At 58.4% G+C, this 23,062-nt stretch carries 19 protein-coding genes; 9 read left to right on the top strand and 10 right to left on the bottom strand.

Annotation, left to right across the window (positions count from 1 at the left end; genetic code table 11):
* Window positions 1-102: 102 nt before the first annotated feature.
* Window positions 103-1,590: an aldehyde dehydrogenase PuuC gene (puuC, locus tag ABLV52_RS03105; protein WP_032455303.1), complete on the top strand. Its 1,488-nt coding sequence runs from the start codon at window positions 103-105 to the stop codon at window positions 1,588-1,590.
* Window positions 1,591-1,592: 2 nt separating this feature from the next.
* The gene (locus tag ABLV52_RS03100; protein WP_023289085.1) at window positions 1,593-2,873 is read left to right on the top strand and encodes an FAD-binding oxidoreductase; all 1,281 of its coding nucleotides are present in this window, start codon (window positions 1,593-1,595) and stop codon (window positions 2,871-2,873) included.
* Here the strand turns inward: ABLV52_RS03100 and ABLV52_RS03095 are convergent.
* Complete coding sequence (locus tag ABLV52_RS03095; protein ID WP_072096457.1) at window positions 2,870-3,832, bottom strand: LysR substrate-binding domain-containing protein; 963 nt, start codon at window positions 3,830-3,832, stop codon at window positions 2,870-2,872. The genes ABLV52_RS03100 and ABLV52_RS03095 overlap by 4 nt on opposite strands.
* An 82-nt stretch (window positions 3,833-3,914) precedes the next feature.
* Between ABLV52_RS03095 and ABLV52_RS03090 the strand changes: the two genes are divergently transcribed.
* Window positions 3,915-5,048, top strand: coding sequence for a tartrate dehydrogenase (locus ABLV52_RS03090; RefSeq protein WP_044521999.1), 1,134 nt, complete (start codon window positions 3,915-3,917; stop codon window positions 5,046-5,048).
* A gap of 21 nt (window positions 5,049-5,069) precedes the next feature.
* Here the strand turns inward: ABLV52_RS03090 and ABLV52_RS03085 are convergent, their stop codons facing one another.
* The 5 genes from ABLV52_RS03085 to ptsP all read right to left on the bottom strand — a co-directional run bounded on the left by ABLV52_RS03085 (window position 5,070) and on the right by ptsP (window position 12,126).
* Window positions 5,070-5,897, bottom strand: coding sequence for an IclR family transcriptional regulator C-terminal domain-containing protein (locus tag ABLV52_RS03085; RefSeq protein ID WP_348889988.1), 828 nt, complete (start codon window positions 5,895-5,897; stop codon window positions 5,070-5,072).
* Window positions 5,884-6,747: an IclR family transcriptional regulator gene (locus ABLV52_RS03080; protein WP_142375647.1), complete on the bottom strand. Its 864-nt coding sequence runs from the start codon at window positions 6,745-6,747 to the stop codon at window positions 5,884-5,886. The genes ABLV52_RS03085 and ABLV52_RS03080 overlap by 14 nt, the downstream gene beginning before the upstream one ends.
* Window positions 6,748-6,771: 24 nt before the next feature.
* Window positions 6,772-7,527 carry an SDR family oxidoreductase gene (locus ABLV52_RS03075; protein WP_348889987.1) on the bottom strand — a complete coding sequence of 252 codons (756 nt, stop codon included), beginning with the start codon at window positions 7,525-7,527 and terminating at the stop codon, window positions 6,772-6,774.
* Between the two features lie 85 nt (window positions 7,528-7,612).
* Window positions 7,613-9,349 (bottom strand): FAD-dependent oxidoreductase, encoded by a 1,737-nt coding sequence (locus ABLV52_RS03070; protein ID WP_348889986.1) that lies wholly within the window; start codon window positions 9,347-9,349, stop codon window positions 7,613-7,615.
* A gap of 275 nt (window positions 9,350-9,624) precedes the next feature.
* Window positions 9,625-12,126 (bottom strand): phosphoenolpyruvate--protein phosphotransferase, encoded by a 2,502-nt coding sequence (gene ptsP, locus ABLV52_RS03065; RefSeq protein WP_348889985.1) that lies wholly within the window; start codon window positions 12,124-12,126, stop codon window positions 9,625-9,627.
* A gap of 309 nt (window positions 12,127-12,435) precedes the next feature.
* Here ptsP and ABLV52_RS03060 point away from each other — a divergent pair, with 309 nt between their 5' ends.
* From ABLV52_RS03060 to ABLV52_RS03040, 5 genes are read left to right on the top strand one after another with little or no spacing between them, the layout of a single operon-like run.
* Window positions 12,436-13,512 carry a PTS fructose transporter subunit EIIC gene (locus ABLV52_RS03060; RefSeq protein WP_348889983.1) on the top strand — a complete coding sequence of 359 codons (1,077 nt, stop codon included), beginning with the start codon at window positions 12,436-12,438 and terminating at the stop codon, window positions 13,510-13,512.
* Window positions 13,513-13,532: 20 nt separating this feature from the next.
* Window positions 13,533-13,853 (top strand): PTS fructose-like transporter subunit IIB, encoded by a 321-nt coding sequence (locus tag ABLV52_RS03055; RefSeq protein ID WP_023289076.1) that lies wholly within the window; start codon window positions 13,533-13,535, stop codon window positions 13,851-13,853.
* 50 nt (window positions 13,854-13,903) lie between these two features.
* Window positions 13,904-16,201 carry a formate C-acetyltransferase gene (locus tag ABLV52_RS03050; RefSeq protein WP_348889982.1) on the top strand — a complete coding sequence of 766 codons (2,298 nt, stop codon included), beginning with the start codon at window positions 13,904-13,906 and terminating at the stop codon, window positions 16,199-16,201.
* Entirely contained in the window at window positions 16,167-17,042 is an 876-nt protein-coding gene (locus ABLV52_RS03045) for a [formate-C-acetyltransferase]-activating enzyme (protein WP_109546476.1), read from the top strand. The genes ABLV52_RS03050 and ABLV52_RS03045 overlap by 35 nt, the downstream gene beginning before the upstream one ends.
* A gap of 15 nt (window positions 17,043-17,057) precedes the next feature.
* Window positions 17,058-17,399, top strand: coding sequence for a PTS fructose-like transporter subunit IIB (locus ABLV52_RS03040; protein WP_348889980.1), 342 nt, complete (start codon window positions 17,058-17,060; stop codon window positions 17,397-17,399).
* Window positions 17,400-17,412: 13 nt separating this feature from the next.
* Here ABLV52_RS03040 and ABLV52_RS03035 read toward each other — a convergent pair whose 3' ends face one another.
* The gene (locus ABLV52_RS03035; RefSeq protein ID WP_348889979.1) at window positions 17,413-18,180 is read right to left on the bottom strand and encodes a phytanoyl-CoA dioxygenase family protein; all 768 of its coding nucleotides are present in this window, start codon (window positions 18,178-18,180) and stop codon (window positions 17,413-17,415) included.
* 261 nt (window positions 18,181-18,441) lie between these two features.
* Here ABLV52_RS03035 and ABLV52_RS03030 point away from each other — a divergent pair, with 261 nt between their 5' ends.
* Complete coding sequence (locus ABLV52_RS03030) at window positions 18,442-19,275, top strand: AraC family transcriptional regulator (protein WP_023289071.1); 834 nt, start codon at window positions 18,442-18,444, stop codon at window positions 19,273-19,275.
* A gap of 17 nt (window positions 19,276-19,292) precedes the next feature.
* On the opposite strand, the gene ABLV52_RS03025 is transcribed toward ABLV52_RS03030, so the two are convergent.
* The 3 genes from ABLV52_RS03025 to ABLV52_RS03015 form a co-directional block, all read right to left on the bottom strand.
* On the bottom strand, window positions 19,293-20,192 hold the full coding sequence (locus ABLV52_RS03025) for a GGDEF domain-containing protein (RefSeq protein ID WP_064158249.1): 900 nt from the start codon (window positions 20,190-20,192) through the stop codon (window positions 19,293-19,295).
* Between the two features lie 244 nt (window positions 20,193-20,436).
* Entirely contained in the window at window positions 20,437-21,465 is a 1,029-nt protein-coding gene (locus ABLV52_RS03020; protein WP_348889978.1) for an ABC transporter ATP-binding protein, read from the bottom strand.
* Window position 21,466: 1 nt separating this feature from the next.
* Entirely contained in the window at window positions 21,467-23,041 is a 1,575-nt protein-coding gene (locus ABLV52_RS03015; protein WP_044521979.1) for an iron ABC transporter permease, read from the bottom strand.
* Between the last annotated feature and the right edge of the window lie 21 nt (window positions 23,042-23,062).

Here is a 23,062-nt window from a genome sequence, read left to right as displayed (position 1 = left end):
AACTCCGGGGATTCACGATGCCCTGCGCCTGGCGCAGCGCCCCCGTGCAGCCTGAAAACGCCGAAATGATTAATTTGCCGATAATGTTTTTAAGGAGTCATGATGAATTTTCAGCACCTGGCTTACTGGCAGGAAAAAGCGAAAAGCCTGGCCATTGAAACACGATTATTTATTAACGGCGAATATTGCGCCGCGGTCGATAATACCACCTTTGAAACCATTGACCCTGCCGCGCAGCAAACGTTAGCCCATGTCGCCCGCGGCAAAAAAGCCGACGTCGAGCTGGCGGTGAAGGCCGCGCGCCGGGTCTTTGATAACGGCGACTGGTCACAGGCCGCCCCCGCGCAGCGTAAAGCGGTTCTCACACGCTTCGCCGACCTGATGGAGGCCCACCGCGAAGAGCTGGCGCTGCTGGAAACGCTGGATACCGGCAAACCGATTCGCCACAGCCTGCGCGACGATATTCCCGGCGCCGCCCGCGCCATCCGCTGGTATGCCGAAGCGCTGGATAAAGTCTATGGCGAAGTGGCCCCCACCGGCAGCAACGAGCTGGCGATGATCGTCCGCGAACCGATTGGCGTCATCGCCGCGGTGGTGCCATGGAACTTCCCGCTGCTGCTGGCCTGCTGGAAGCTCGGTCCGGCGCTGGCGGCAGGCAACAGCGTGATCCTTAAGCCGTCGGAAAAATCGCCGCTCACCGCCCTGCGCCTCGCCGGGCTGGCGAAAGAGGCTGGCCTGCCGGACGGCGTGCTGAACGTGGTCAGCGGCTTTGGTCACGAGGCCGGACAGGCGCTCGCCCTGCATCCTGACGTGGAGGTCATTACTTTTACCGGCTCCACCCGCACCGGCAAGCAGCTGCTGAAAGACGCCGGCGACAGCAATATGAAGCGCGTGTGGCTGGAAGCGGGCGGTAAGAGCGCCAACATCGTCTTCGCCGACTGCCCGGATCTGCAAAAAGCGGTCAGCGCCACCGCCGGCGGCATCTTCTACAACCAGGGCCAGGTGTGCATCGCCGGCACCCGCCTGCTGCTGGAGGAGAGCATCGCCGACGAGTTCCTGGCGCGACTGAAAACCGAAGCGCAACACTGGCAGCCGGGCAACCCGCTCGACCCAAACACCACCATGGGCATGCTGATTGACAACACCCATGCCGACAGCGTGCACAGTTTTATTCGCGGCGGCGAAAGTAAAAGCACGCTGTTCCTCGATGGGCGGAAAAATCCATGGCCAGCCGCCGTCGGCCCGACCATTTTCATTGACGTCGACCCGGCTTCCACCCTCAGCCGGGAAGAGATCTTCGGCCCGGTGCTGGTGGTGACGCGATTCAAAAGCGAAGACGAGGCTCTGCGGCTTGCCAACGACAGCGACTACGGCCTCGGCGCCGCGGTATGGACTCGCGATCTCTCACGCGCCCACCGCATGAGCCGCCGCCTGAAGGCCGGTTCGGTCTTCGTCAACAACTATAACGATGGTGATATGACCGTCCCCTTCGGCGGTTACAAACAGAGCGGCAACGGGCGCGATAAGTCGCTGCACGCCCTGGAAAAATTCACCGAACTGAAAACCATCTGGATTGCCCTGGAGTCTTAATCATGACCGAACATACCACCAGCTATTACGCCGCCAGCGCCAACAAATATGAACCCTTTCCGACGCTGGACGAATCGATAAGCTGCGACGTCTGCGTCGTCGGCGGCGGCTACACCGGCCTCTCCTCTGCCCTGCATCTTGCCGAAATGGGCTACGACGTGGTGGTGCTGGAAGGGGCGCGCATCGGCTTCGGCGCCAGCGGCCGCAACGGCGGTCAGCTGGTTAACTCCTACAGCCGCGATATCGACGTGATTGAAAAAAACTACGGCCCGGATGCGGCGAAAATGCTCGGCAGCATGATGTTCGAAGGCGGCGATATTATCCGCGAACGCATCCAGCGCTATCAGATCCAGTGCGATTACCGACCGGGCGGCCTGTTCGTGGCGATGAACCATAAACAGCTGGAGACGCTGGAAGAACAGAAAGCCAACTGGGAGCGCTACGGCAACACGCAGCTGGAGCTGCTGGACAGAGAGGCGATTCGTCGCGAAGTGGACAGCGACCGCTACGTCGGCGCCCTGCTCGACCACAGCGGCGGCCATATTCACCCGCTCAACCTCGCCATCGGCGAAGCGGACGCTATTCGCCTGAACGGCGGCCGGGTGTATGAGCAGTCGCCGGTCACCCGCATCCAGCACACCAGCCCGGCAGTGGTCAGCACCGCCCGCGGCCAGGTCACTGCCCGCTATGTGATCGTCGCCGGCAACGCCTATCTCGGTGACAAACTGGAGCCGGAGCTGGCGAAGCGCAGCATGCCGTGCGGCACCCAGGTGGTCACCACCGCGCCGCTGTCGGAGGAGGTCGCCCGCTCGCTGATCCCGAAAAACTACTGTGTGGAAGACTGTAACTACCTGCTGGACTACTACCGTCTGACCGGCGATAACCGCCTGCTGTACGGCGGCGGCGTGGTCTACGGCGCCCGCGACCCGGACGATGTGGAGCGGCTGATTATGCCAAAGCTGCTGAAAACCTTCCCACAGCTGCAGGGGGTGAAGATTGACTACCGCTGGACGGGCAACTTCCTGCTGACCTTGTCGCGGATGCCGCAGTTTGGTCGCCTGGATAGCAACATCTACTACATGCAGGGCTACAGCGGGCATGGGGTCACCTGTACCCACCTCGCCGGACGATTGATTTCGGAACTGCTGCGCGGCGACGCCGAGCGTTTCGACGCCTTTGCCAAACTGCCGCACTACCCGTTCCCGGGCGGCCGCAGCCTGCGTATCCCCTTTACCGCGATGGGCGCCGCCTACTACAGCCTGCGCGACCGCCTTGGGGTTTAATCGTCTTTGCCGACGGCCCTGGCCGTCGGCTCATGCTGCGGATAGTGTTGCTGGAAATAGTGGCGCAGAAACTCCACGGTGGTGCGAATTTTAGCCGACGTCGCCAGGCGGGAGACGTAAACCGCCCAGACGTTGGCCGGTTGCCAGTAGTCCGGCAGCACCTGCACCAGATGCCCGCTGGCGATATTCTCCCTGACGTCCCACCACGAACGGAGCGCAATCCCCTGCCCGTCCAGACACCACTGATGAACAATTTCGCCATGGTTGGACGACAGCGGCCCGGTCACTTTGATGGCGTGCTGGCCCTCTTTGCTATGCAGCTGCCAGACGCCGAACGGATGATCCCGCTCTTTAATCACCAGGCACGGCAGAGCCGCCAGATCGCTCAGCTGTTTCGGCGGCGCATGGCGGGCGAGGAACTGCGGCGACGCGCAGAGTACGCGGTGATTGCGAGCCAACTGGCGGGCAATCAGATTCGGCGCGATATCGTCGCCGAGGCGAATATCGAGATCCACCCCTTCATTGACTAAATCCACCAGACGGTCCTGAACATCAAAACGCAGCTCCAGCTGCGGGTACTGAAGCGCCAGCGCCGACAGCGCGGGGGCCACCACCCGGCGGCCAAAGCCGAAGCTGCTGATAATCCGCAGCGTTCCCTGCGGCACCTGACGCACGTCGGAGAGCTCGTCCATCATCTCATCGACATCCTGCAGAATGCGCTGCGCCCACTCGTAGATCCGCTCTCCCTCTTCGGTAATGGTGACCCGGCGGGTGGTCCGGTGCAGCAACATCACATTCAGGGTTTGCTCCAGCAGCGAAACCCGCTTGCTGACAAAAGCCGGCGATACGCCCAGCTCCTCAGCGGCGGCGGCAAACCCGGCCCGGCGGGCGACCAGCATAAAGACGCGTAAATCATTCAGCAGCGGCAGATTATTCATGATCTGTGTTTTATGTTTCACCAGTTAGCGTGATTAATTATGAATCAGTCAATTATAGGATAAGCAGGTGGTCAAACATCATCGCTAAAAAGTGAGAACCGGAATGAAAAAAACCTGTCGTATTGCCGCCATCCCGGGTGACGGAATTGGCAAAGAAGTCCTGCCTGAAGGGATCCGCGTACTGAAAGCCGCCGCGCAGCGGTGGGATCTGGCGCTGAGCTTCGAGCAGATGGAGTGGGCAAGCTGCGAATATTATGCTCATCACGGTAAGATGATGCCGGACGACTGGCGCGAGCAGTTACAGGGGTTCGACGCCATCTACTTTGGCGCCGTCGGCTGGCCGGATACCGTCCCGGATCATATCTCGCTGTGGGGGTCGCTGCTGAAGTTCCGCCGCGAGTTCGATCAGTACGTCAACCTGCGCCCGGTGCGCCTGTTCCCCGGCGTCCCCTGCCCGCTGGCGGGGAAAAAGGCTGGGGATATCGATTTCTACGTGGTGCGCGAGAACACCGAAGGCGAATATTCCGCTCTGGGCGGGCGCGCCAATGAAGGCACCGAGCATGAAGTGGTGATTCAGGAGTCGATCTTTACCCGCCGGGGCGTTGACCGTATCCTGCGCTACGCCTTCGAGCTGGCGCAAAGCCGCCCACGCAAAACGCTGACCTCGGCGACGAAATCCAACGGGCTGGCCATCAGCATGCCCTACTGGGATGAGCGGGTGGAGGAGATGGCCAAAAACTATCCCGAGATCCGCTGGGACAAGCAGCATATCGATATTCTCTGCGCCCGCTTCGTGCTGCAGCCGGAGCGGTTTGACGTGGTCGTCGGCTCCAATCTGTTCGGTGATATTCTCTCCGATCTTGGCCCGGCCTGCACCGGTACCATTGGTATTGCGCCATCGGCCAATCTCAACCCGGAGCGCACCTTCCCGTCGCTGTTCGAGCCGGTCCACGGTTCAGCGCCGGATATCTACGGGAAAAATATCGCCAATCCGATCGCCACCATATGGGCCGGGGCGATGATGCTTGATTTTCTCGGGAACGGCGATGCGCGCTATCACGCTGCGCACAACGGCATCCTGGCGGCAATTGAGCAGACGATCGCCAGCGGGCCGAAGACGCCGGATATGCAGGGCTCTGCCTCCACCCAACAGGTAGGAGACGCGGTTTGCCTGGCTGTGCTGAGTGAAGTCGTTCCAATGACGGCCAGGAAAACCAGCTCGAGTAGCGACCATTGATGCGAGGCACACTAGAGACACTCAACGCGTTGAGGTAACCGCTAAATCACCAGTGGGATAATCAATCCGTAGCCCCAGCGCTGCCGACAGGCAGTATGCATGATGGCGCAACACTTGTTGGGCTGCACCGCCGGGGCTCACATCAATGACCCCACTCTCATCAAACAAGGTCAACACGTAAGCTATTGAACCACTGAGATCAAAAACCGGCGCGCTCACGGAACTCAATCCTGGCGCAGGAACATTTTGCTTGAAGTCGCACCCGGCCTGACGAACAGCCTCTAACTTCGCAAAGAATGCCGCCATAGCCGTTTTCGGCGCCGCACGGTGCTCACGTCGCCAATACTCCGCCTCCCATGCCTCGCGAACGATCTCCTCTGGCATCCAGGCGGAAAATACCTGACCAATGGAGGTCTGCTCCAGCGACATCACCGACCCGATTCGAATTTCCGGATATACGCTATAACGACTCTCTTCAACGCGCACGACCGTTGGTCCCATGTTCCCCCAAACGCTCAGGGCAGCACTATGTCCGCATTCTAGGTTTAAGATCTTCAACGTATGTTCAGCGGTATCGTAAGGGCGGTGTAAATGCAGAGCCAGCATTCCTAACTGCTGTGACAGTTCGCCGGGCAGATAAAGCCCTCGTGCATCATCCTTTGTCACCAGTCCACTACGTACCAGGCTTATAAGATACGGGAAAGCCCGTGCCGGACTCATACCGACAGCCTGGGCAATCTTTTTTAGCGGCACACCACCCTGTTGGCCTGTGAGGAACTCTAACATCAAGGCGGCTGTTTCAACCGACTGCACTCCACGCGAGTTCTTATCATTATCAACGTGATTCATAAGCGATCTCATTGCATGAAAGGGAGGCGGCGAGCGCTTGAAGAGCATTGCTCACCATCGTTAAGCGCTCACCTATCAAATCATGAGCGGCCGCAAACGCGCTGATCGTCAGGGTAAGCGAGTTGTCAGCCGCAAACACCGGGACAGCAAGGCTGGTAATTGATGCCAACGGATAAGACTGCGCAATCGATATTTTGTCTCTCCTGATGGCGGCCAATTGTTGCTGAAAAGCCGGGGAGAGATAATCATCCAGCTTATCGCGCGTAAACATCTGCTGGTTAATTACCTCGGTACACTGTTCGCGATCGTGATAAGCGGCGAAAAGTTTTCCTGTCGCTGTCTGGGTCAGAGAAAGTACGCTTCCCAGGCGAAAACCAATATTCATCACTGCACCATGCTCACGATAGTCAATGACCAGCGGGCCAAAACGTCCCCACACAGAAAGAAACATATTGACGTTTAAACGCTGTCCCAACGCTGCAATATGAGCAATAGCCTCTTCCACTACCGACTGGCTATGTAGGGCTGCGACGCCTAAACGGAGGGCTAGTGCCCCTGGTTCAAACTTCTGACTTTGTGGGTCACGCTTAAGCAGACCCACGCGCGTCATGCTTACCAGATAGTTATGAATTTGCGCAGAAGTTGTCCCTGCCCGCTCAGCTATTTCGCTGAGCGTTAAGGGACGGGAATGGTCCACCAGTACTCGTAAAATTTGCCCGGCGATTTCCACGCTCTGGATCCCACGCGATTCTGATTTCATAGCACTTACCGCTGATGTCAGGTTGTTATGAAGCGGTACTTTATCTTGGGCATCAGGTGCTAACAATATGTTTTGGGATGCTTCACTCACCAGCCTCAACGCAACGGTAATCCATCAGCTCACCAGATATCCTCCGTCTACAGGCAATATCACACCGGTCACATAGCTGGCAGCAGACGAAGCGAGAAAAGTCGCAGGGCCAATAAGTTCATCAGGTTGCGCGGCACGCTTCATCGGCACGTGCTGCAAAAAACGCTGCATAAACTCTTCATTATCCCTTGTACTTGCCGACATTTCTGTCGCGATCATTCCCGGAGCAATAGCGTTTACACGTATATTATCCGTCGCCAGTTCCGCAGCAAGCGTCCGGGTTAACTGCGCCAGCGCGCCTTTAGAGATGGCATAGGTGGGTGAGGTTGGTGCGGCGACAAAGGACTGGATAGAAGCAATATTAATAATATTTCCACGCCGTCTTTTTAAGGCAGGTAAAAATGCACGGGTCATATTAAAAGGACCATGAACATTCACGGCGAGCGTGACGGCAAAGGCCTCGTAAACAGATGCCGATGCAAAGGGGATCCGCTTCAACAGTCCTGCATTATTGATTAATACATCGATATCCCCTACCTCCTCAGCAAGCTGCAGACATCCTTCGATCTGGCTAACGTCAAGCCGGTACGCACTGGCTAATCGCCCTTCTGCTCTAAACGTATCTGCTAAACGCTGCACGCCTTTGTCATCGACATCGACCAATATGACTTCTGCCCCAGCATCCGACATCCCGCGCGCTAAGGCGGCGCCATTACCTTTTGCCGCCCCGGTGATGAGTATTTTCTTACCGCTTAAATCAAATAATGGTGCAATTTGCATAATCGTGTTCTTCAACAAGAGTAATAACCCATCCTTCCGGATGCGTGAAAGAGCGCATCCGGAGGCAAGAAAAATAGTTAAAGCATCATGATGCTTTTTTTATCGTCTCGGAGACTGAAGGGGTGCTGCAGTGAGCCAAATACTGACCCACGGCATATCCGAAAGTTAATGCCGGTCCCAGGGTAATACCTGCCCCCGGGTAATTACCGCCCATGATGCTAGTGGCATCGTTACCAATGGCGAACAGGCCGCGGATGGGCTTCTTCTGCTGATCCAGAACACGGTTATCCGAATCAACCGGGATACCGTTGTAGGTCCCGATATCACCAGGTAAAACCTTCACCGCATAAAAAGGCCCGCGCTCAATGGTATTGATGCAAGGATTAGGATTATGCAAAGCATCGCCCTGATAACGGTTATAGGCTTTTGAACCTTTACCAAAGATCGGATCCTGACCGTAGGCGGCATAACGGTTATATTCCTCCACCGTCGCCTTAAACTGTGCCACCTCAATGCCCGCTTTTTCCGCCAATGCATCCAGCGTGCGCCCTTCAAGGAGATAGCCGGAGGTCAAATGGCGTTTCAACGGTAGCGGAAATGGCGCGACACATCCCAGCCCGTAGCGTCTGAGAGTTCGGCGATCGCAAACTAACCAGGCACAAACTTCACTTTTAGCATCCCTAACGTTGATCATTGCCTGCACGAAATCATGATAGGAGTTGGCTTCGTTAGTGAAACGGCGTCCCTGACGAGTCACCGCGATAACGCCAGGCTTTGCCCGATCAATAAAGTGTGGCATCACTCCCTGACCGCCGTCCGGTCGTCGGGTTAACGATATCGGTGCCCATGCGGCGGCGTTTGGCAAATGGCTATCGACTCTCCCACCGATATTTTCAAACATATTCAGGCTGTCGCCGGTATTGGTTTCGGCTGTCGGGCTCCAGTGTTCCTTCCCGGTTGGCGTATGGGGATAGTGTTCGCTTCGTCTCTTAATATCATGAGAAAAACCGCCGGCGGCCAGCACCACACCGCGCGATGCGTAGACCGTATATAACGATCCTTCTTTTTCTACCTTTGCGCCAATGACCGCCCCCTCTTTAAGGATCAACTCCCTGACGGGTGAATTCAGCCAGAGCGGCACATTCTTATCAAAGACCGATTTAGCTAATCTGCCCATCAGAGCATTACCGTTGGTTAAGGTCATGCCTCGTCCACAGGTCAACGTTTGCCAAAAATGTTTAGTTAAACGCTTCGTGGCGTAGATGGCGGACTCCAGCGAACGCGTCGCTTTCATAAAGTGGCGAATATCGTTGCCCGACCCAATCATCATGCCAAACACTGTCAATTCAGGTAGCGGAGGTTCCAATTGGGCCAAATGTTTCCCCAACTGACGAGCATCGAACGGCTTCGCCACCATGGAGCGTCCTCCCTGCGCTGCCTCGGGAGCTTCAGCATGGTAATCAGGGAAAGTGAGAGGCATTTCAAATTTGACTGCGGTATCCTGGCTAAAGAAGGCGGCGGCTTGCGGGCCATGACGCAAGAATGCATCCACTCGTTCTTCGTTATAGCTGGCACCCCCTTCATGCTTTAAGTAACGCTTCACCGACTCAATTGAATCAAGATGGCCCCAGGCTTTAGCCTGATCGCTGCCCGGGATCCATACCCACCCACCAGATCGGGCAGCAGTGCCACCGAAACGCGCTGCTTTTTCCACAATCAGTACATTCAGCCCCTGATGTGCCGCACTTACTGCCGCTGACATACCTGCCGCACCGCTACCGACCACCAGTACGTCGCAGTGAAACTCTTGCTCTTTAGTCATCGAATCCCCCTTTGTTTCTCGCCCACCCCGGACGGTCAATATGGATTTTCTTCGCAGGCAAACTAACGCTGAATTACATAATGATCAAACAATTTGTTATTGTGTAATTATAAATTTGCGATCGATGTTACAAAAATGTATAAAAAAACCACACCTTTCGGTGTGGTCTGAGGTAAGTGAGAGAGGAGTGACGGGGAATGAAATCACAGCAAAATTCATTGAAAATAAAATGGGCAGTGCAAAAAAAACGATAAAAAACCCTAAAGTTCAGTAGTTTAAATCTCAAGCTCACGCTGGAGCAACGTTGCGATAGCCTCGCTGCTCTCTGCGGATACCAGCGCCTGGCGGAACTCGGCGTGCATAATGCGCCGCGCCAGACGCGAGAAGATGCGCATATGCTGGTCGCCCGCCGAATGCTTGTTTAGCGTCAGCATAATCACAAACTGCGCTTCTTCATCACCCCACTTCACCGGCTGCGCCAGGCGGGCGACGCTAATGGTCGACTGCTCAATATGCTCGGATTTACTGTGCGGAATGGCAAAACTGAAGCCCAGCCCGGTGGAGAACACCGCCTCGCGGGCCCAGAGATCGGCCTCCAGCTTGCGCGGATAGCGGCAGCGCCCGGCCAGCAGCAGGTTATCCGTCATCCCCTTCAGCACCTCCTCCTTGCTGCGCCAGTCGCTGTTGAGGGTGATGCACTGGCGGCTAATCAACGGCACATCCTGCTGGCGCATGCGGAACTGGGCCAACAGATGCTCCACTTCCAGCGAGGTACGGCACTGCATCGCCTGATTCAGCAGCTGTCGGCAGGCGCGGCTGTCCAGCTGCGCCAGACGCGCTTTGGTCGCCGGGATCGCCGGCGCGCTCATGCTCAGTTCATCCAGGCCGAGGCCGACCAGCAGCGGCAGCACCGAACCTTTGGCCCCCAGCTCGCCGCACAAGCCGATCCATTTCCCCTGCCGGTGCGCCGCCTGCACGGCATAGTCCAGCGCACGCAGGAAGGCCGGGTTGAGACTGTTGTAATGGCGCGTCACTTTCGCGTTATCGCGGTCGACCGCCAGCAGATACTGCGTTAAGTCATTGCTGCCGATGCTAAAGAAGTCCACCTCTTCGCAGCACTGATCGATGATGAACATCACCGACGGCACCTCCAGCATGATGCCCAGCGGAATTTTTTCATCAAACGGGATCTGTTCGACGCGCAGCGACTGTTTGGCCTCCGCCAACCGCTCTTTCACCCACAGGATCTCTTCCATTGAGGAAATCATCGGGATCATGATCTTCAGCGAGCCGTGCGCCGAAGCGCGTAGAATCGCCCGCAGCTGAGTATGAAACAGCGCCTGGTACTCTTCATAGATGCGCACCGCGCGGTAGCCGAGGAAAGGGTTATTTTCCGCCGGAATGTTGAGGTAGGCCACCGGCTTATCACCGCCGATATCCATAGTCCGCACGATAATGCTGCGCCCGGCGGCAGGCTCCAGCGCCTGGCAGAAAATGTTGTAGAGTTCGTCTTCCGATGGCGCGCCGGGCCGGTCCATATAGAGCATCTCCGTGCGGAACAGGCCAACCGACTGCGCGCCGTTGTTGAAGGCCGCCACCGCCTCTACCGAATGGGCGATGTTCGCCGCGATCTCGACGCGGATACCGTCTTCCGTCTGCCCCGCCTTATCCAGCCATACCTGCTGCTGTTGCTGGATCTGCGCCTGAACCCACGACTCCTGCTGATAGTAGCGCGCCACCGCCGGACTCAGGTCGACCACCAGCAGCCCGGCGTTGCCGTCGATCTGCACCTGGGTATCCTCCCAGGGCAACAGTGCGTCGAGGTCAACCCCCACCAGGGTCGGGATATTGAATGAGCGGGCGAGGATCACGGTGTGCGACGTAGTGCCGCCGCTGCGCAGCAGCAGCCCTTTGAGATGCGTTTTATCCAGTTCGAGGAACTGGCTGGGGGTGAGTTCGTCGGCAAGGCAAATGGCGGCTTCCCGCAGTTGACCCGGCGCCGGGAAACGGGCTTCGCCGTAGATATGCTGCAACAGCTGGAAGCAGACATCGCGCACATCCAGCACCCGCTCCTGCAGATAGCTGCTGCCGGAATCGCGGAACTGGGCGCAGAAGTGGTCGCTGGTGGCGACGATCGCCTGGGCGCAGCTGAGACCGGTGAGGATCCCGCCGAGCAGATGCTGGCGCAGCGAGGCATCCGTCGCCAGCGAACGGTGAGCTTCCAGTATCGCGCTGGCGGTACCGTCATTGTCCAGCAGCCGCAGTTCGATATCTTTCACCAGCAGGCGCAGGCCGTTATCCAGTGCCGCCTGCTCCTGTTCAGGACTGCTGGCGACGGGCAGTGCGCCAAGCTCGTGCAAATCGCGGGATTTTAGATGGATGAGCCTGCCCCCCGCGCTGCCGGCGCAGACCGGACTGGCATGGAACAGCGTCGGGTTCAGGCGTGAGAGTGACTCCGGCACCGGCTGGACGTCCAGCGCTTGTGCCGTAGGCAGCGGCGCGTCGCAGTGAGGAAATTCATCACGCAGAAAGGCCGTTAACGCGGCGTAAGCCTCGGCTTCATCTTCGCCGCTGATAAGCAGCTGGCAGGTGTCGCCCTTCAGGGTGTTCGTGCCGATGACCGCCAACGCGCTTTTGGCATTGCCACCGGTATCGCAGCGCAGGTTCCGCCACTCAATTGCCGATGAAAAACGGTTACACAGCGTTTCGACCAGACTGGCCGGACGCGCATGCACGCCGTTGGGCAAATTACATGTAAATTCAATGACCAGAGCCATCGCCTTCCTCCTGAGTAATCCATTAATTCCCCAAAAGGTAATGAAAGATGGTCAAGTGGACTAGGTGACAAAACTGGCAATTACTGGACTATTGTACACACGATACTTTTTTATGCCCGCCATCACAATTCCACCCTTTTAGCGCTCACTCCTCCTGTCATCACTAAGATTTGAGGTGGATCGCAATTCTTTTCTAACCTTACAAATATCCAGTAAATGCACTTTTTCTCTACTGTTTTATGCGGCGCCCTTTTTCTAATGTTGAGCCATCAATACTGTCACGGGCCCTACAGCGCTCAGGAGCAAGCAATGAACGAACTGGTGCAAATACTAAAAAATACTCGCCAGCATCTGATGACCGGCGTGTCACATATGATCCCCTTCGTGGTCTCCGGCGGGATCCTGCTGGCGGTGTCCGTCATGTTGTATGGCAAAGGTGCGGTTCCGGATGCCGCCACCGATCCCAACCTGAAGAAACTGTTTGATATTGGCGTCGCCGGCCTGACGCTGATGGTCCCTTTTCTCGCCGCCTACATTGGCTACTCCATCGCCGACCGCGCCGCGCTGGCCCCCTGCGCCATCGGCGCCTGGGTAGGTAACAGCTTCGGCGCCGGCTTCTTTGGCGCGCTGATCGCTGGGATGATCGGCGGTCTGGTGGTCTATTACCTGAAAAAAATACCGGTCCACAAGGTGCTGCGCTCGGTGATGCCGATTTTCATTATTCCCATCATCGGCACCTTTATTACTGCCGGGATCATGATGTGGGGGCTCGGCGAACCGGTAGGCGCGCTCACGGCAAACCTGACCAACTGGCTGCAGGGCATGCGCGAAGGCAGCATCGTGGTGCTGGCCATCATTATGGGCCTGATGCTGGCGTTTGATATGGGCGGCCCGGTGAACAAAGTGGCCTACGCCTTCATGCTGATTTGCGTTTCACAGGGGGTCTACAGCGTAGCGGCTATCGCCGCCGTCGGCATCGCCGTACCGCCGCTGGGGATGGGGCTGGCGACGCTGATCGGCCGCAAATATTTCACCGCCGAAGAGAGGGAAACCGGCAAAGCGGCGCTGGTGATGGGCTGCGTCGGGGTCACAGAAGGGGCGATTCCCTTTGCCGCTGCCGACCCGCTGCGCGTTATTCCGGCCAATATGATTGGCGCGGCCAGCGGCTGCGTCACCGCGGCGCTGTTGGGCGCCCAGTGTTACGCCGGCTGGGGCGGGCTCATCGTGCTGCCGGTGGTCCAGGGCAAACTCGGCTTTATCGCCGCGCTGCTGGTCGGCGCCTGCGTCAGCGCCGCCTGCGTCATTGTGCTGAAAGCGCTGTCTAAAAAGAAATCGTCTGACGCCAAAGCCGACGACGAATTAGACCTTGATTTTGAAATTAACTAACAGACTGGAAGGAACAGATTATGACCCACATTATCGCTGTCACCGCCTGCCCGTCGGGTGTGGCTCACACCTATATGGCCGCCGAATCGTTAGAAAGCGCCGCTAAGGCCAAAGGCTGGCAGGTCAAAGTTGAAACCCAGGGTTCTATCGGCATTGAAAACGAGCTGACGGCGGAAGAGATCGCCGCCGCCGATATGGTCATTCTGACCAAAGATATCGGTATCAAATTCGAAGAGCGTTTTGCCGGGAAAACTATCGTACGCGTCAATATCAGCGATGCGGTCAAACGCGCCGACGCCATCATGAACAAGATAGACAGCCACCTTTCCCAACGAGCCTGAAGCCTTAAAAGGGGCGCCCGCGCGCCCTTCGCCACAACATGGAGTTTGTCATGACGAATCGTACTCAACGCCTGAAAGCCAGCCTGTTCGCCCAACCGCGCGAAATATCACTTGAACGCGCCCTGCTGTATACCGCCAGCCATCGGCAAACGGAGGGCGAGCCGGTGATTATTCGCCGGGCGAAGGCCACCGCCTGGATCCTCGATAAGGTAGACATTTCGATTCGTGATGATGAACTGATTGCCGGCAACCGTACCATCAAACCGCGGGCCGGCATTATGTCGCCGGAGATGGATCCCTACTGGCTGCTTAACGAGCTCGACACCTTCCCGACCCGACCGCAGGACCGCTTCGCGATAAGCGAAGAAGATAAGCGCGTCTATCGGGAAACGCTGTTCCCCTACTGGGAAAAGCGCTCAATGAAAGATTTCATCAACGGCCAGATGACCGACGAGGTCAAAGCCGCCGTCAGCACCCAAATATTCAGCGTGAACCAGACCGATAAAGGCCAGGGCCATATCATTATCGACTATCCGCACCTGTTGAATAATGGCCTGGACGCGCTGGTTGCGGAGATGCAATCACACTGCGACCGGCAGCCTGATAACCCTTTTTATCAGGCGGTATTGATCCTGCTGGAGGCCTCTCTGCGCCATATTCTGCGCTACGCCGCGCTGGCCGAGGAGATGGCTGGACACTGTCAGGATCCGCAGCGTCAGCGGGAGCTGTTAACCATCGCCGCGATTTCGCGCCACAATGCGCAGCACCGGCCAACGGACTTCCCCCAGGCCTGCCAGCTGTTCTGGTATATGAACATCATTCTGCAGTACGAATCCAATGCCAGCTCCATTTCGCTCGGCCGTTTTGACCAGTACATGCTGCCGTTTTATCAGGCGTCGCTGAATCAAGGACAGGATCCGGCGTCGCTCAAGGAGCTGCTGGAGTCGCTTTGGGTAAAATGCAACGACATCGTCCTGCTGCGCTCCTCCAGTAGCGCACGCTATTTCGCCGGTTTTCCCACCGGGTATACCGCCCTGCTCGGTGGGCTAACGGAAACCGGGCGCAGCGCGGTCAATGTGCTGTCATTTTTATGCCTCGATGCCTATCAAAACGTGCAATTGCCGCAGCCGAATCTTGGCGTGCGGGTGAACGAGCTGATTGACCGCCCGTTCCTGCGTAAAACCGCCGAAACCATCCGCCTGGGCACCGGCATTCCACAGATTTTCAACGACGAGGTGGTGGTCCCCGCCTTCCTCAATCGCGGCGTGTCGCTGGAAGACGCCCGCGACTACGCGGTGGTCGGCTGCGTCGAGTTGTCGATCCCCGGCCGCACCTACGGCCTGCATGATATCGCCATGTTCAACCTGCTGAAGGTCATGGAACTTGTTCTGCAGGAAAATGAAGGACAACCGGAGGTCAGCTGGGAAGGGCTTATCCGCCAGATGCGCGACAAAATTCGCTATTACATCAAGCTGATGGTCGAGGGCAGCAATATCTGCGATATCGGCCATCGCGACTGGGCGCCAGTGCCTCTCCTCTCCTCGTTCATTAAAGATTGCGTGCGGCACGGTAAAGACATCACCGCCGGCGGAGCGCGCTATAACTTCTCCGGCGTCCAGGGCATCGGGATCGCCAACCTGAGCGATTCGCTTTATGCCCTGAAGGGGATGGTCTTTGACCAGCAGCGCCTTAGCTTTGACCAACTGATGGCGGTACTGAAAGCCAACTTCCAGACGCCAGAGGGAGAGAAAATCCGCGCCCGGTTGATCAACCGTTTTGAAAAATACGGCAACGATATCGACGACGTCGATAATATCAGCGCCGATCTGCTGCGCTTTTACTGCAAAGAGGTGGAACAATATCTGAATCCGCGCGGCGGGCGTTTTACGCCCGGCTCCTATACCGTCTCGGCGCACGTGCCGCTGGGCTCGGTGGTGGGGGCTACCCCGGACGGGCGGCTGGCTGGCGAACAGTTAGCGGACGGCGGCCTGTCGCCAATGGTCGGCCAGGATGCCCAGGGGCCGACGGCGGTGCTGAAATCAGTCAGCAAGCTGGATAACTATCTGCTGTCGAACGGTACGCTGCTCAACGTTAAATTCACCCCGGCGACGCTGGCCGGCGACGGCGGGCTAAACAAGCTGGCAGACTTTTTACAGGCTTTCTGCAAGCTCAAGCTGCAGCATATTCAGTTTAACGTGGTCAATGCCGACACCCTGCGTGAAGCGCAGCAACGGCCGCAGGACTTTGCCGGCCTGGTGGTGCGCGTCGCGGGCTACAGCGCCTTCTTTGTTGAGCTGTCGAAGGAGATTCAGGATGACATTATCCGCCGCACCGCGCATCAGCTGTGAGGTGATGGAGACGCGCGCCGACCGGGCGCGCATTTTTAATCTGCAGCGCTACTCGCTCAATGATGGCCAGGGGATCCGCACGGTGGTCTTTTTCAAAGGCTGCCCCCACACCTGCCCGTGGTGCGCCAACCCGGAGTCAATGTCACCCAGGATCCAGACCCTGCGCCGGCAGAGTAAATGCCTGGGTTGCGCCCGCTGCCAGCAGGATGTCGCCGAGTGTCCCTCCGGGGCATGGGAGCAGATCGGTCGCGACATGACGCTGGATAACCTCCTTCATGAGGTGCTGAAGGATGAAGTCTTCTTCCGCGCCTCCGGCGGCGGTGTCACCCTCTCCGGCGGTGAAGTGCTCATGCAGGCCGAATTTGCCGCCCGCTTTCTCCAGCGCCTGCGCCAGTGGGGGATCCGCACCGCCATCGAAACCGCTGGCGACGGGCCCTTCAACCGTTTTTTACCGGTGGCTGAAGCCTGCGACGAGGTGTTATTTGATTTTAAAATCATGGAACCTGAGCGGGCATTGTCGCTACTGCGAATCAATCAGCCGCGGGTACTGGATAATTTTCGCCAGCTGGCGGCTAGAGAGATCAACCTCATCCCACGCGTGCCGCTGATCCCGGGCTATACCATGAGCGTCGATAATTTTCGCCAGATTCTGAACTTTCTCGCACCTTTTAATCTTACAGAATTGCACCTGCTGCCATTTCATCAATACGGCGAGCCCAAATACCGTCTGCTGGGCAAACCCTGGGCGCTGGCCAGGGTGAAAGCGCCTGACGAAGCGGACATTCAACCTTATCGGGTAATGGCCGAAGCGGCCGGATTCCACGTCACTATCGGCGGTTAACGCCAGGAGGATGTTATGGACTTCAATATTATCGCCGTCACCGCCTGCGTCAGCGGAGTGGCGCACACCTATATGGCTGCCGAACGGCTGGAAAAGGTCGGTCATCATGAAAAATGGCATCTTAAGGTGGAAACTCAGGGCGCGCTCGGCGTTGAAAATCGCATTACCGCAGAAGATATCGCCCGCGCCGAAGTGGTGCTGCTGGTGACGGATATCGAAATTGACGACGCCCAGCGCTTTCGCGGCCTGCGGACGATTAAAACCAGCATCAAGAGCTTCCTGCTGCAGCCGCAGCAGATCGTCGAGGCCGTGAAAAGCATCATGAAAAAGCCGGTCGTCTATGTTGAACCTCCCTGACCGGCGACGGGCCTTACTCTACATCCAGTAACCACTTTTGCGCTGGCGTCAGGCGGCTGGCCGTCTCGGGCGTCAGCCAGCGCCGCTGGTCCTGCTGCGGCGTATCCGTGCGATCGATGTATAACCCATGCAGCACACGTCGTCTGCTGCCCTCACGATTACGCGTGCCGCCGTGCCAGGCGTGAGCGTTGTAAATCATCACGCTCCCGGCCGGCGCAGCAAACACGATTTCATCAGGGTGGGCTTGCTCCGGGTCGGCCAGTACCTCTTCCGGGAGCTCAGGACGCAGGTGGGTACCGGGGATTATCCGCGGCGCGCCGTTGGCGGCGCTCAAATCGTCTATCGCCCAGATGGTATTCACCAGGTGGACTTTGGGAAAATCCGGGCGCGGCTTTTTCCAGTCGGCGTGCAGCGGCTGGTGGCCGCCGTTATATAACGCCTCGCGCGCGTTGAGGCTGGAGACTTTAAAATCGCCGTCGAAGATATAGCGGCAGGCGGAGAGGATCAGCGGATGAGCCCAGACTTTCTCCCAGATAACCCCCTTATTCACCAGGTTGGCGATCCGCGTCGCGGTCGCTTCCTGATGATGTTCCATCGCCAGATTGTCGCCTTCGCGCTCGACCAGGGTATCAATTAGCCGTCGCATTTCGCTCAGCCACTGGGCGTCAACGACGTTATGCACAACGGTGTAGCCGAGGGTGTCGAGCTCGTGTTTCATTTGCGCGCTGAGCGCCATGCTGGCGCCTAACGCATCGAGAAAGCTAGCTGATGATGAGTTCATGTTGCGTTCCTTTTTAACGTTCCGATAACACAAACAAACTCTACTGGTCCATCCGCGGCATGACAGGAGGCGAGCGCTACGAAAAACTGGACATACGTACGCGAGCCAACAAAGTGTGATGGGCGTCAACAATCACGTTTTCGGCGATGCCTGTGCTGTAGCTGACCGGGAATCCACAGCGCAAAATGGCTTAACAAACGCTGCCGGGGAGGAAAAAATAGATTATCATCAACAGGATAATGCGCATGCTGAGGGCAAAGAATGATTGAAGATCTGCCGGATATACTGCATCGGTTAATCGGTCAAAAAGATCGCTTACAGGTGAGATTTCCTGAGCCGGATATCTCCGTGCCTGCCCTTGCCTTCAACGTACCGTTTCCACGTCTGGAAATTGTGCTGGAGGGTCAGCTTAATGAACAGGGGCTGCCGCTAGCCGCTTCGACGTTAACCGCGCTGCAGGTACTCTACGTGCAGGCGGGAAAGTGGACGCTGCCGCAGTGGACCGGCCCGGCCACTACCCTGAGTATCCTGTTTGGCCGGCAGAAACTGGGATTCAGTATTCAACGCTGGGACGGGAAAAGCCTGCACACGGAGAAGCAAAGCGTTGCCCGCCTCGGGCCGCGCGTGGGCTCTTACCTGCTGCTGAGCCTGAATGAAGTCAGCCTGCAGCCCGATCCGCTGACCGCCCGGCTGGTGGTCGCCGCGCTACTGAGCCACTGTCGCGAACAGCTGGTTGGGCTGGAAATGCGCGTCAGTCGCAGCCGGGATCTGTTTCTTGCCGTTCAGGACTATCTCGAGGAAAATCTGAGCCTGCCGCTGACGCGGGAATCAGTGGCCAGACGTTTTCACATCACGCCCAACTATCTTTCGCATATTTTCCAGAAATCAGGCTCGGTGGGATTTAACGAATATCTGACCCGGGTGCGTCTTGAAAAGGCAAAACAGCTGCTGCGCGGCTATGACCTGAAGGTGAAAGAGATCGCCCATAACTGCGGCTTTGTCGACAGCAACTATTTTTGCCGGGTCTTCAAACGCTACACCGAGCGTTCGCCGTCAGAGTATCGGCGACACTGCCGCAGCGCACAGCAGGCCTAACCTGCCGTGTCGGAATATTACGCCCACTCCACGCGCCCGCGCCCGTTGTGCTTGGCCTTGTACAACGCCTCGTCGACTTTGCGGATAAACGTCTCCTGAGCTTCGCCCGGCCGCCAGGTTCCAACGCCAATGCTGATCGACAGCGGTGTTTGATGATTGATCAGGATGGTGCGGGCATTGTCGAGGATCGCCTGCGCCAGATCGTGCAGCTCAGGCTCCGACAGGCCATCGACGATAATGGCAAACTCTTCCCCACCGATACGCGCCGGCAGGACCTGCTCGCTGGTTAGTTTCGCCAGCTGTTTCCCCAGGGAAAATAACACTTCATCCCCCACCAGGTGGCCCCAGGTATCGTTGATTTTCTTAAAAAAATCGATATCCAGGATCATGAGCCCCAACGCATGTCCGGACTTTTCGCGAATGGTATCGATAAAAAAGCGGCGGTTGGGCAACTGAGTGAGCTCATCTTTTAGGGATTGCGAGCGCGCGTCAACGTACAGCAGGTTGATGCGCTCAATAATTTTGTAGACGCCCACCACGGTCAGCAGCATCCCGGAGAGGCGCAGCAGATCTTCGCAGTAGTAGCCCATCCAGCGCGGCTGAACCACCATCTCATCCATCACATCGAACGTGCCGCCGGCAATCCACAGCAGCAGCCCATAGCGCACCCAGTTGACGGCAATATGGCTCATCCGCACCTTCGCTGAGCTCCACAGCATAAACACCAGAAACAGCAGCGCCAGCATATCGATATAGAGCCCGGGGTTGGCCAGGATTTCTCGCCACGTGCCGATGGGCGGCGACACCAGCGCACAGCCGACAGCGACGGCGACGATAACCAGCAGCGCAGGCAGTAGCGTACCCCGCGCCAAAGCGGACGGAATGGGGCGTTTCGCAGGAATAAGGCATTCAGGCATAGCGATGTCTCATGGTAACCACAGGGCCGATCGCGGGACAGGATAGCAGTTAAGCGCAGCGGGACGAATGAAAAAGCGACGCGCCGACAAAACGGCGGTGAGGTAGACTGACCCCGCGGAATTGTTCCAACGTACTACCACTCCATGGCGACGAGGTCAGTGGCGCGGATACTATCGGCTAAATCCATCAGCTGATTAGCTTTCCGTGCGGCGCCACCGATAACCGGCGGCGCCTGCTCAGAGATTAGCCGCTGAACACTCGCGCCTTGCCGCTGACCGTCAGTCGCACCGTCGCGCCGGGCTGCCACGCCGGCTGGCTTACGGTTCGCAGGACAATCGGCCGATTGTGCCCGGACATCGACAGCGTCAGCGTGGAGAGCTGGCCGGAGAAATCAACATCGCGGATGGTGGCGGTACTTTCCTGCGGCCCGCTCACGCTGACGCTCAGCTGTTCCGGACGCAACATCACCTTACCTTCACCAGCAGGATGCCCTGCGTCTGTCGCCAGGTCGCCCAGCGCGCAGCTGGCCCGCCCGGGGCTCAGCCGTGCGGGGAGGATCAGGGCATCGCCGAGAAACAGCGCCGTCTCTTCATCCACCGGCTGCGCGTAAACCGCCAGCGGGGTCCCCACCTGGGCGAAACGCCCCTGGCGCATCACCGCCACCTGTGTGGCGAACGACAGCGCTTCGGTCTGGTCATGGGTCACCAGAATCGAGGCGATGCCGGTCTCCGCCAGCAGATCGGCGGTCGCTTTGCGCGTGCTGGCGCGCAGTCCGGTGTCCAGGGCAGAAAAGGGTTCATCGAGCAGCATCAGCGCCGGCTGCTGGGCCAGGGCGCGAGCCAGAGCCACACGCTGCTGCTGGCCCCCGGAGATCTCATGCGGCCAGTGGCGCGCCAGGCTGTGGTCGAGGGCGACCATCTCCATCAGCGCGCCCACCCGGCGACGTTTTTCCTCGCGGCTGGCGTCCAGTCCCCAGGCGATATTGTCCGCCACATTGAGGTGAGGAAACAGCGCCCCCTCCTGCGGAACATAGCCGATCCGTCGCTGGTGGGCAGGAACAAACACGCCCTCGGCAAACAGCGGCGCGCCGTGCATCACGATCCGCCCGCTGTCGGGCGTTTCGAAACCGGCGAGAATGCGCAGCAGCGTGGTTTTTCCCGAACCCGACGGACCCACTATAGCCGTCCGGCTACCCGGCGCCACCTGAAGATGAATATTATCGAGGACCTGCGCGTCGGCGAAGGATTTCGAAACAGAAGACAATTCCAGCATGTTACAACCCTGCCATTTTTTTCGACTGCATATAGAGAACCGCCGTCAGCGGCAGCGAAATGACGATCATCAGCAGCGCGTAGGGCGCCGCCGCCACGTAGTCGATCTCGCTGGTTAACGCCCAGAATCCGGTCGACAACGTGCGGGTGCCTAACGGCGAGAGCAGCAGCGTGGCGGTCAGCTCATTGCTGACGCCGAGGAACACCAGCGCGGCGCCGGCGGCCGCCCCCGGAGCGGCAAGCCGCATGGTGATACTCCACAGGGCGCGGGCCGGGCTGCGTCCGAGACTGCGGGCGACGTTTTCCAGCTCCACCGGCGCCTGGGCGATACCGGCGCGCAGGTTAATCAGCGCCCGCGGCATAAACATCAGCAAATAGGCCAGAAACAGCGTCACTTCGGTCTGGTACACCGGACGGGCATAGTGGATGGTGACGGTGACCAGCGCCAGCGCGGTCACGATGCCGGGCAGCGAGCTGGTGATGTAATTACACCCCTCCAGCAGGCGGAACAGCGGACGCGGATAGCGCACGCCGAGCCAGGCGATGGGGATCGCGCAGACCGTCGTCAGCAGCGCCCCGCCCGCCCCCAGCAGCAGCGTTTGACGCAGGGAATGCCACAGATCGGCATGCAGCCAGTTGTCGATACCGCCCAGCCACAGCCAGCGCCCCAGGACCAGCAACGGCACCCCCATCGCCAGCAACACCAGCAACAGAAGCAGCAGCTGCGCGCCGAAAGCGGCCCCTTTACCCAGCACCAGGCGCTTCTGCTCGCGCGCCGCCCCGGCGCCGATACGCGCATAGCGCGCTTTACCGCGCGAAGCGCTCTCCAGCAGCAGGATCGCCAGACAGCACAGAGCCAGCACGCCCGCCAGCATATTGGCGGCCGGACCGCTGAAGGTCGACTGGAACTGATCGTAAATGGCGGTAGTGAAAGTATCGAAGCGGATCATCACATACAGACCATATTCCGCCAGCAGATGCAGGGCCACCAGCAGCGCACCGCCGCAGATAGCCAGCCGCAGCTGCGGGAGGACCACCCGAAAGAACACTTTCCACGGCGGAGTGCCCAGCGATGCGGCGACATCTTCAAGCGTGGGATCGAGTCGGCGCAGCACGGCCGCCACCGGCATATAGATAAACGGATAGTAGGCCAGCACGGAAAGAAACACCCCGGCGCCCAGGCCATGCAGCGAGGGCGCAGCGCTGACCCACGCGTAGCTCTGAACAAAGGCTGGAATGGCCAGCGGGGCCACCGCCAGCGCCGACCACAGCTGCCGCCCGGCCAGCGCGGTACGTTCCGTCAGCCAGGCCAGCGTCACGCCAAGCACAATGCTGATGGGGACCGCCAGCACCGTCAGCCACAGGGTATTGCTGAGCAGCTCGCCTACCCGCGGGCGAAAGACCAGCGCTTTGATTGTCGGCCAGCCGGTATCGAATCCGACCGCCACCACAAACCCTAACGGCAACAGCGCCAGCAATGAAAACAGGAGCGCTAAGGCAACCATCGGAAATGCAGGACGCCTGCGCTCGGGCAGGCGTCCTGTTTTCTTTCCGAGCGACAGACTCAGAACAGACATAGCAACATCACTTCCTCAGGA

This window comes from Klebsiella sp. GB_Kp056 (assembly GCF_040064755.1).
Classification (GTDB): Bacteria; Pseudomonadota; Gammaproteobacteria; order Enterobacterales; family Enterobacteriaceae; genus Klebsiella; species Klebsiella quasipneumoniae.
The sequence above is the reverse complement of the archived record's forward strand: the minus strand, read 5'-3'. Positions and strand labels throughout refer to the sequence as shown.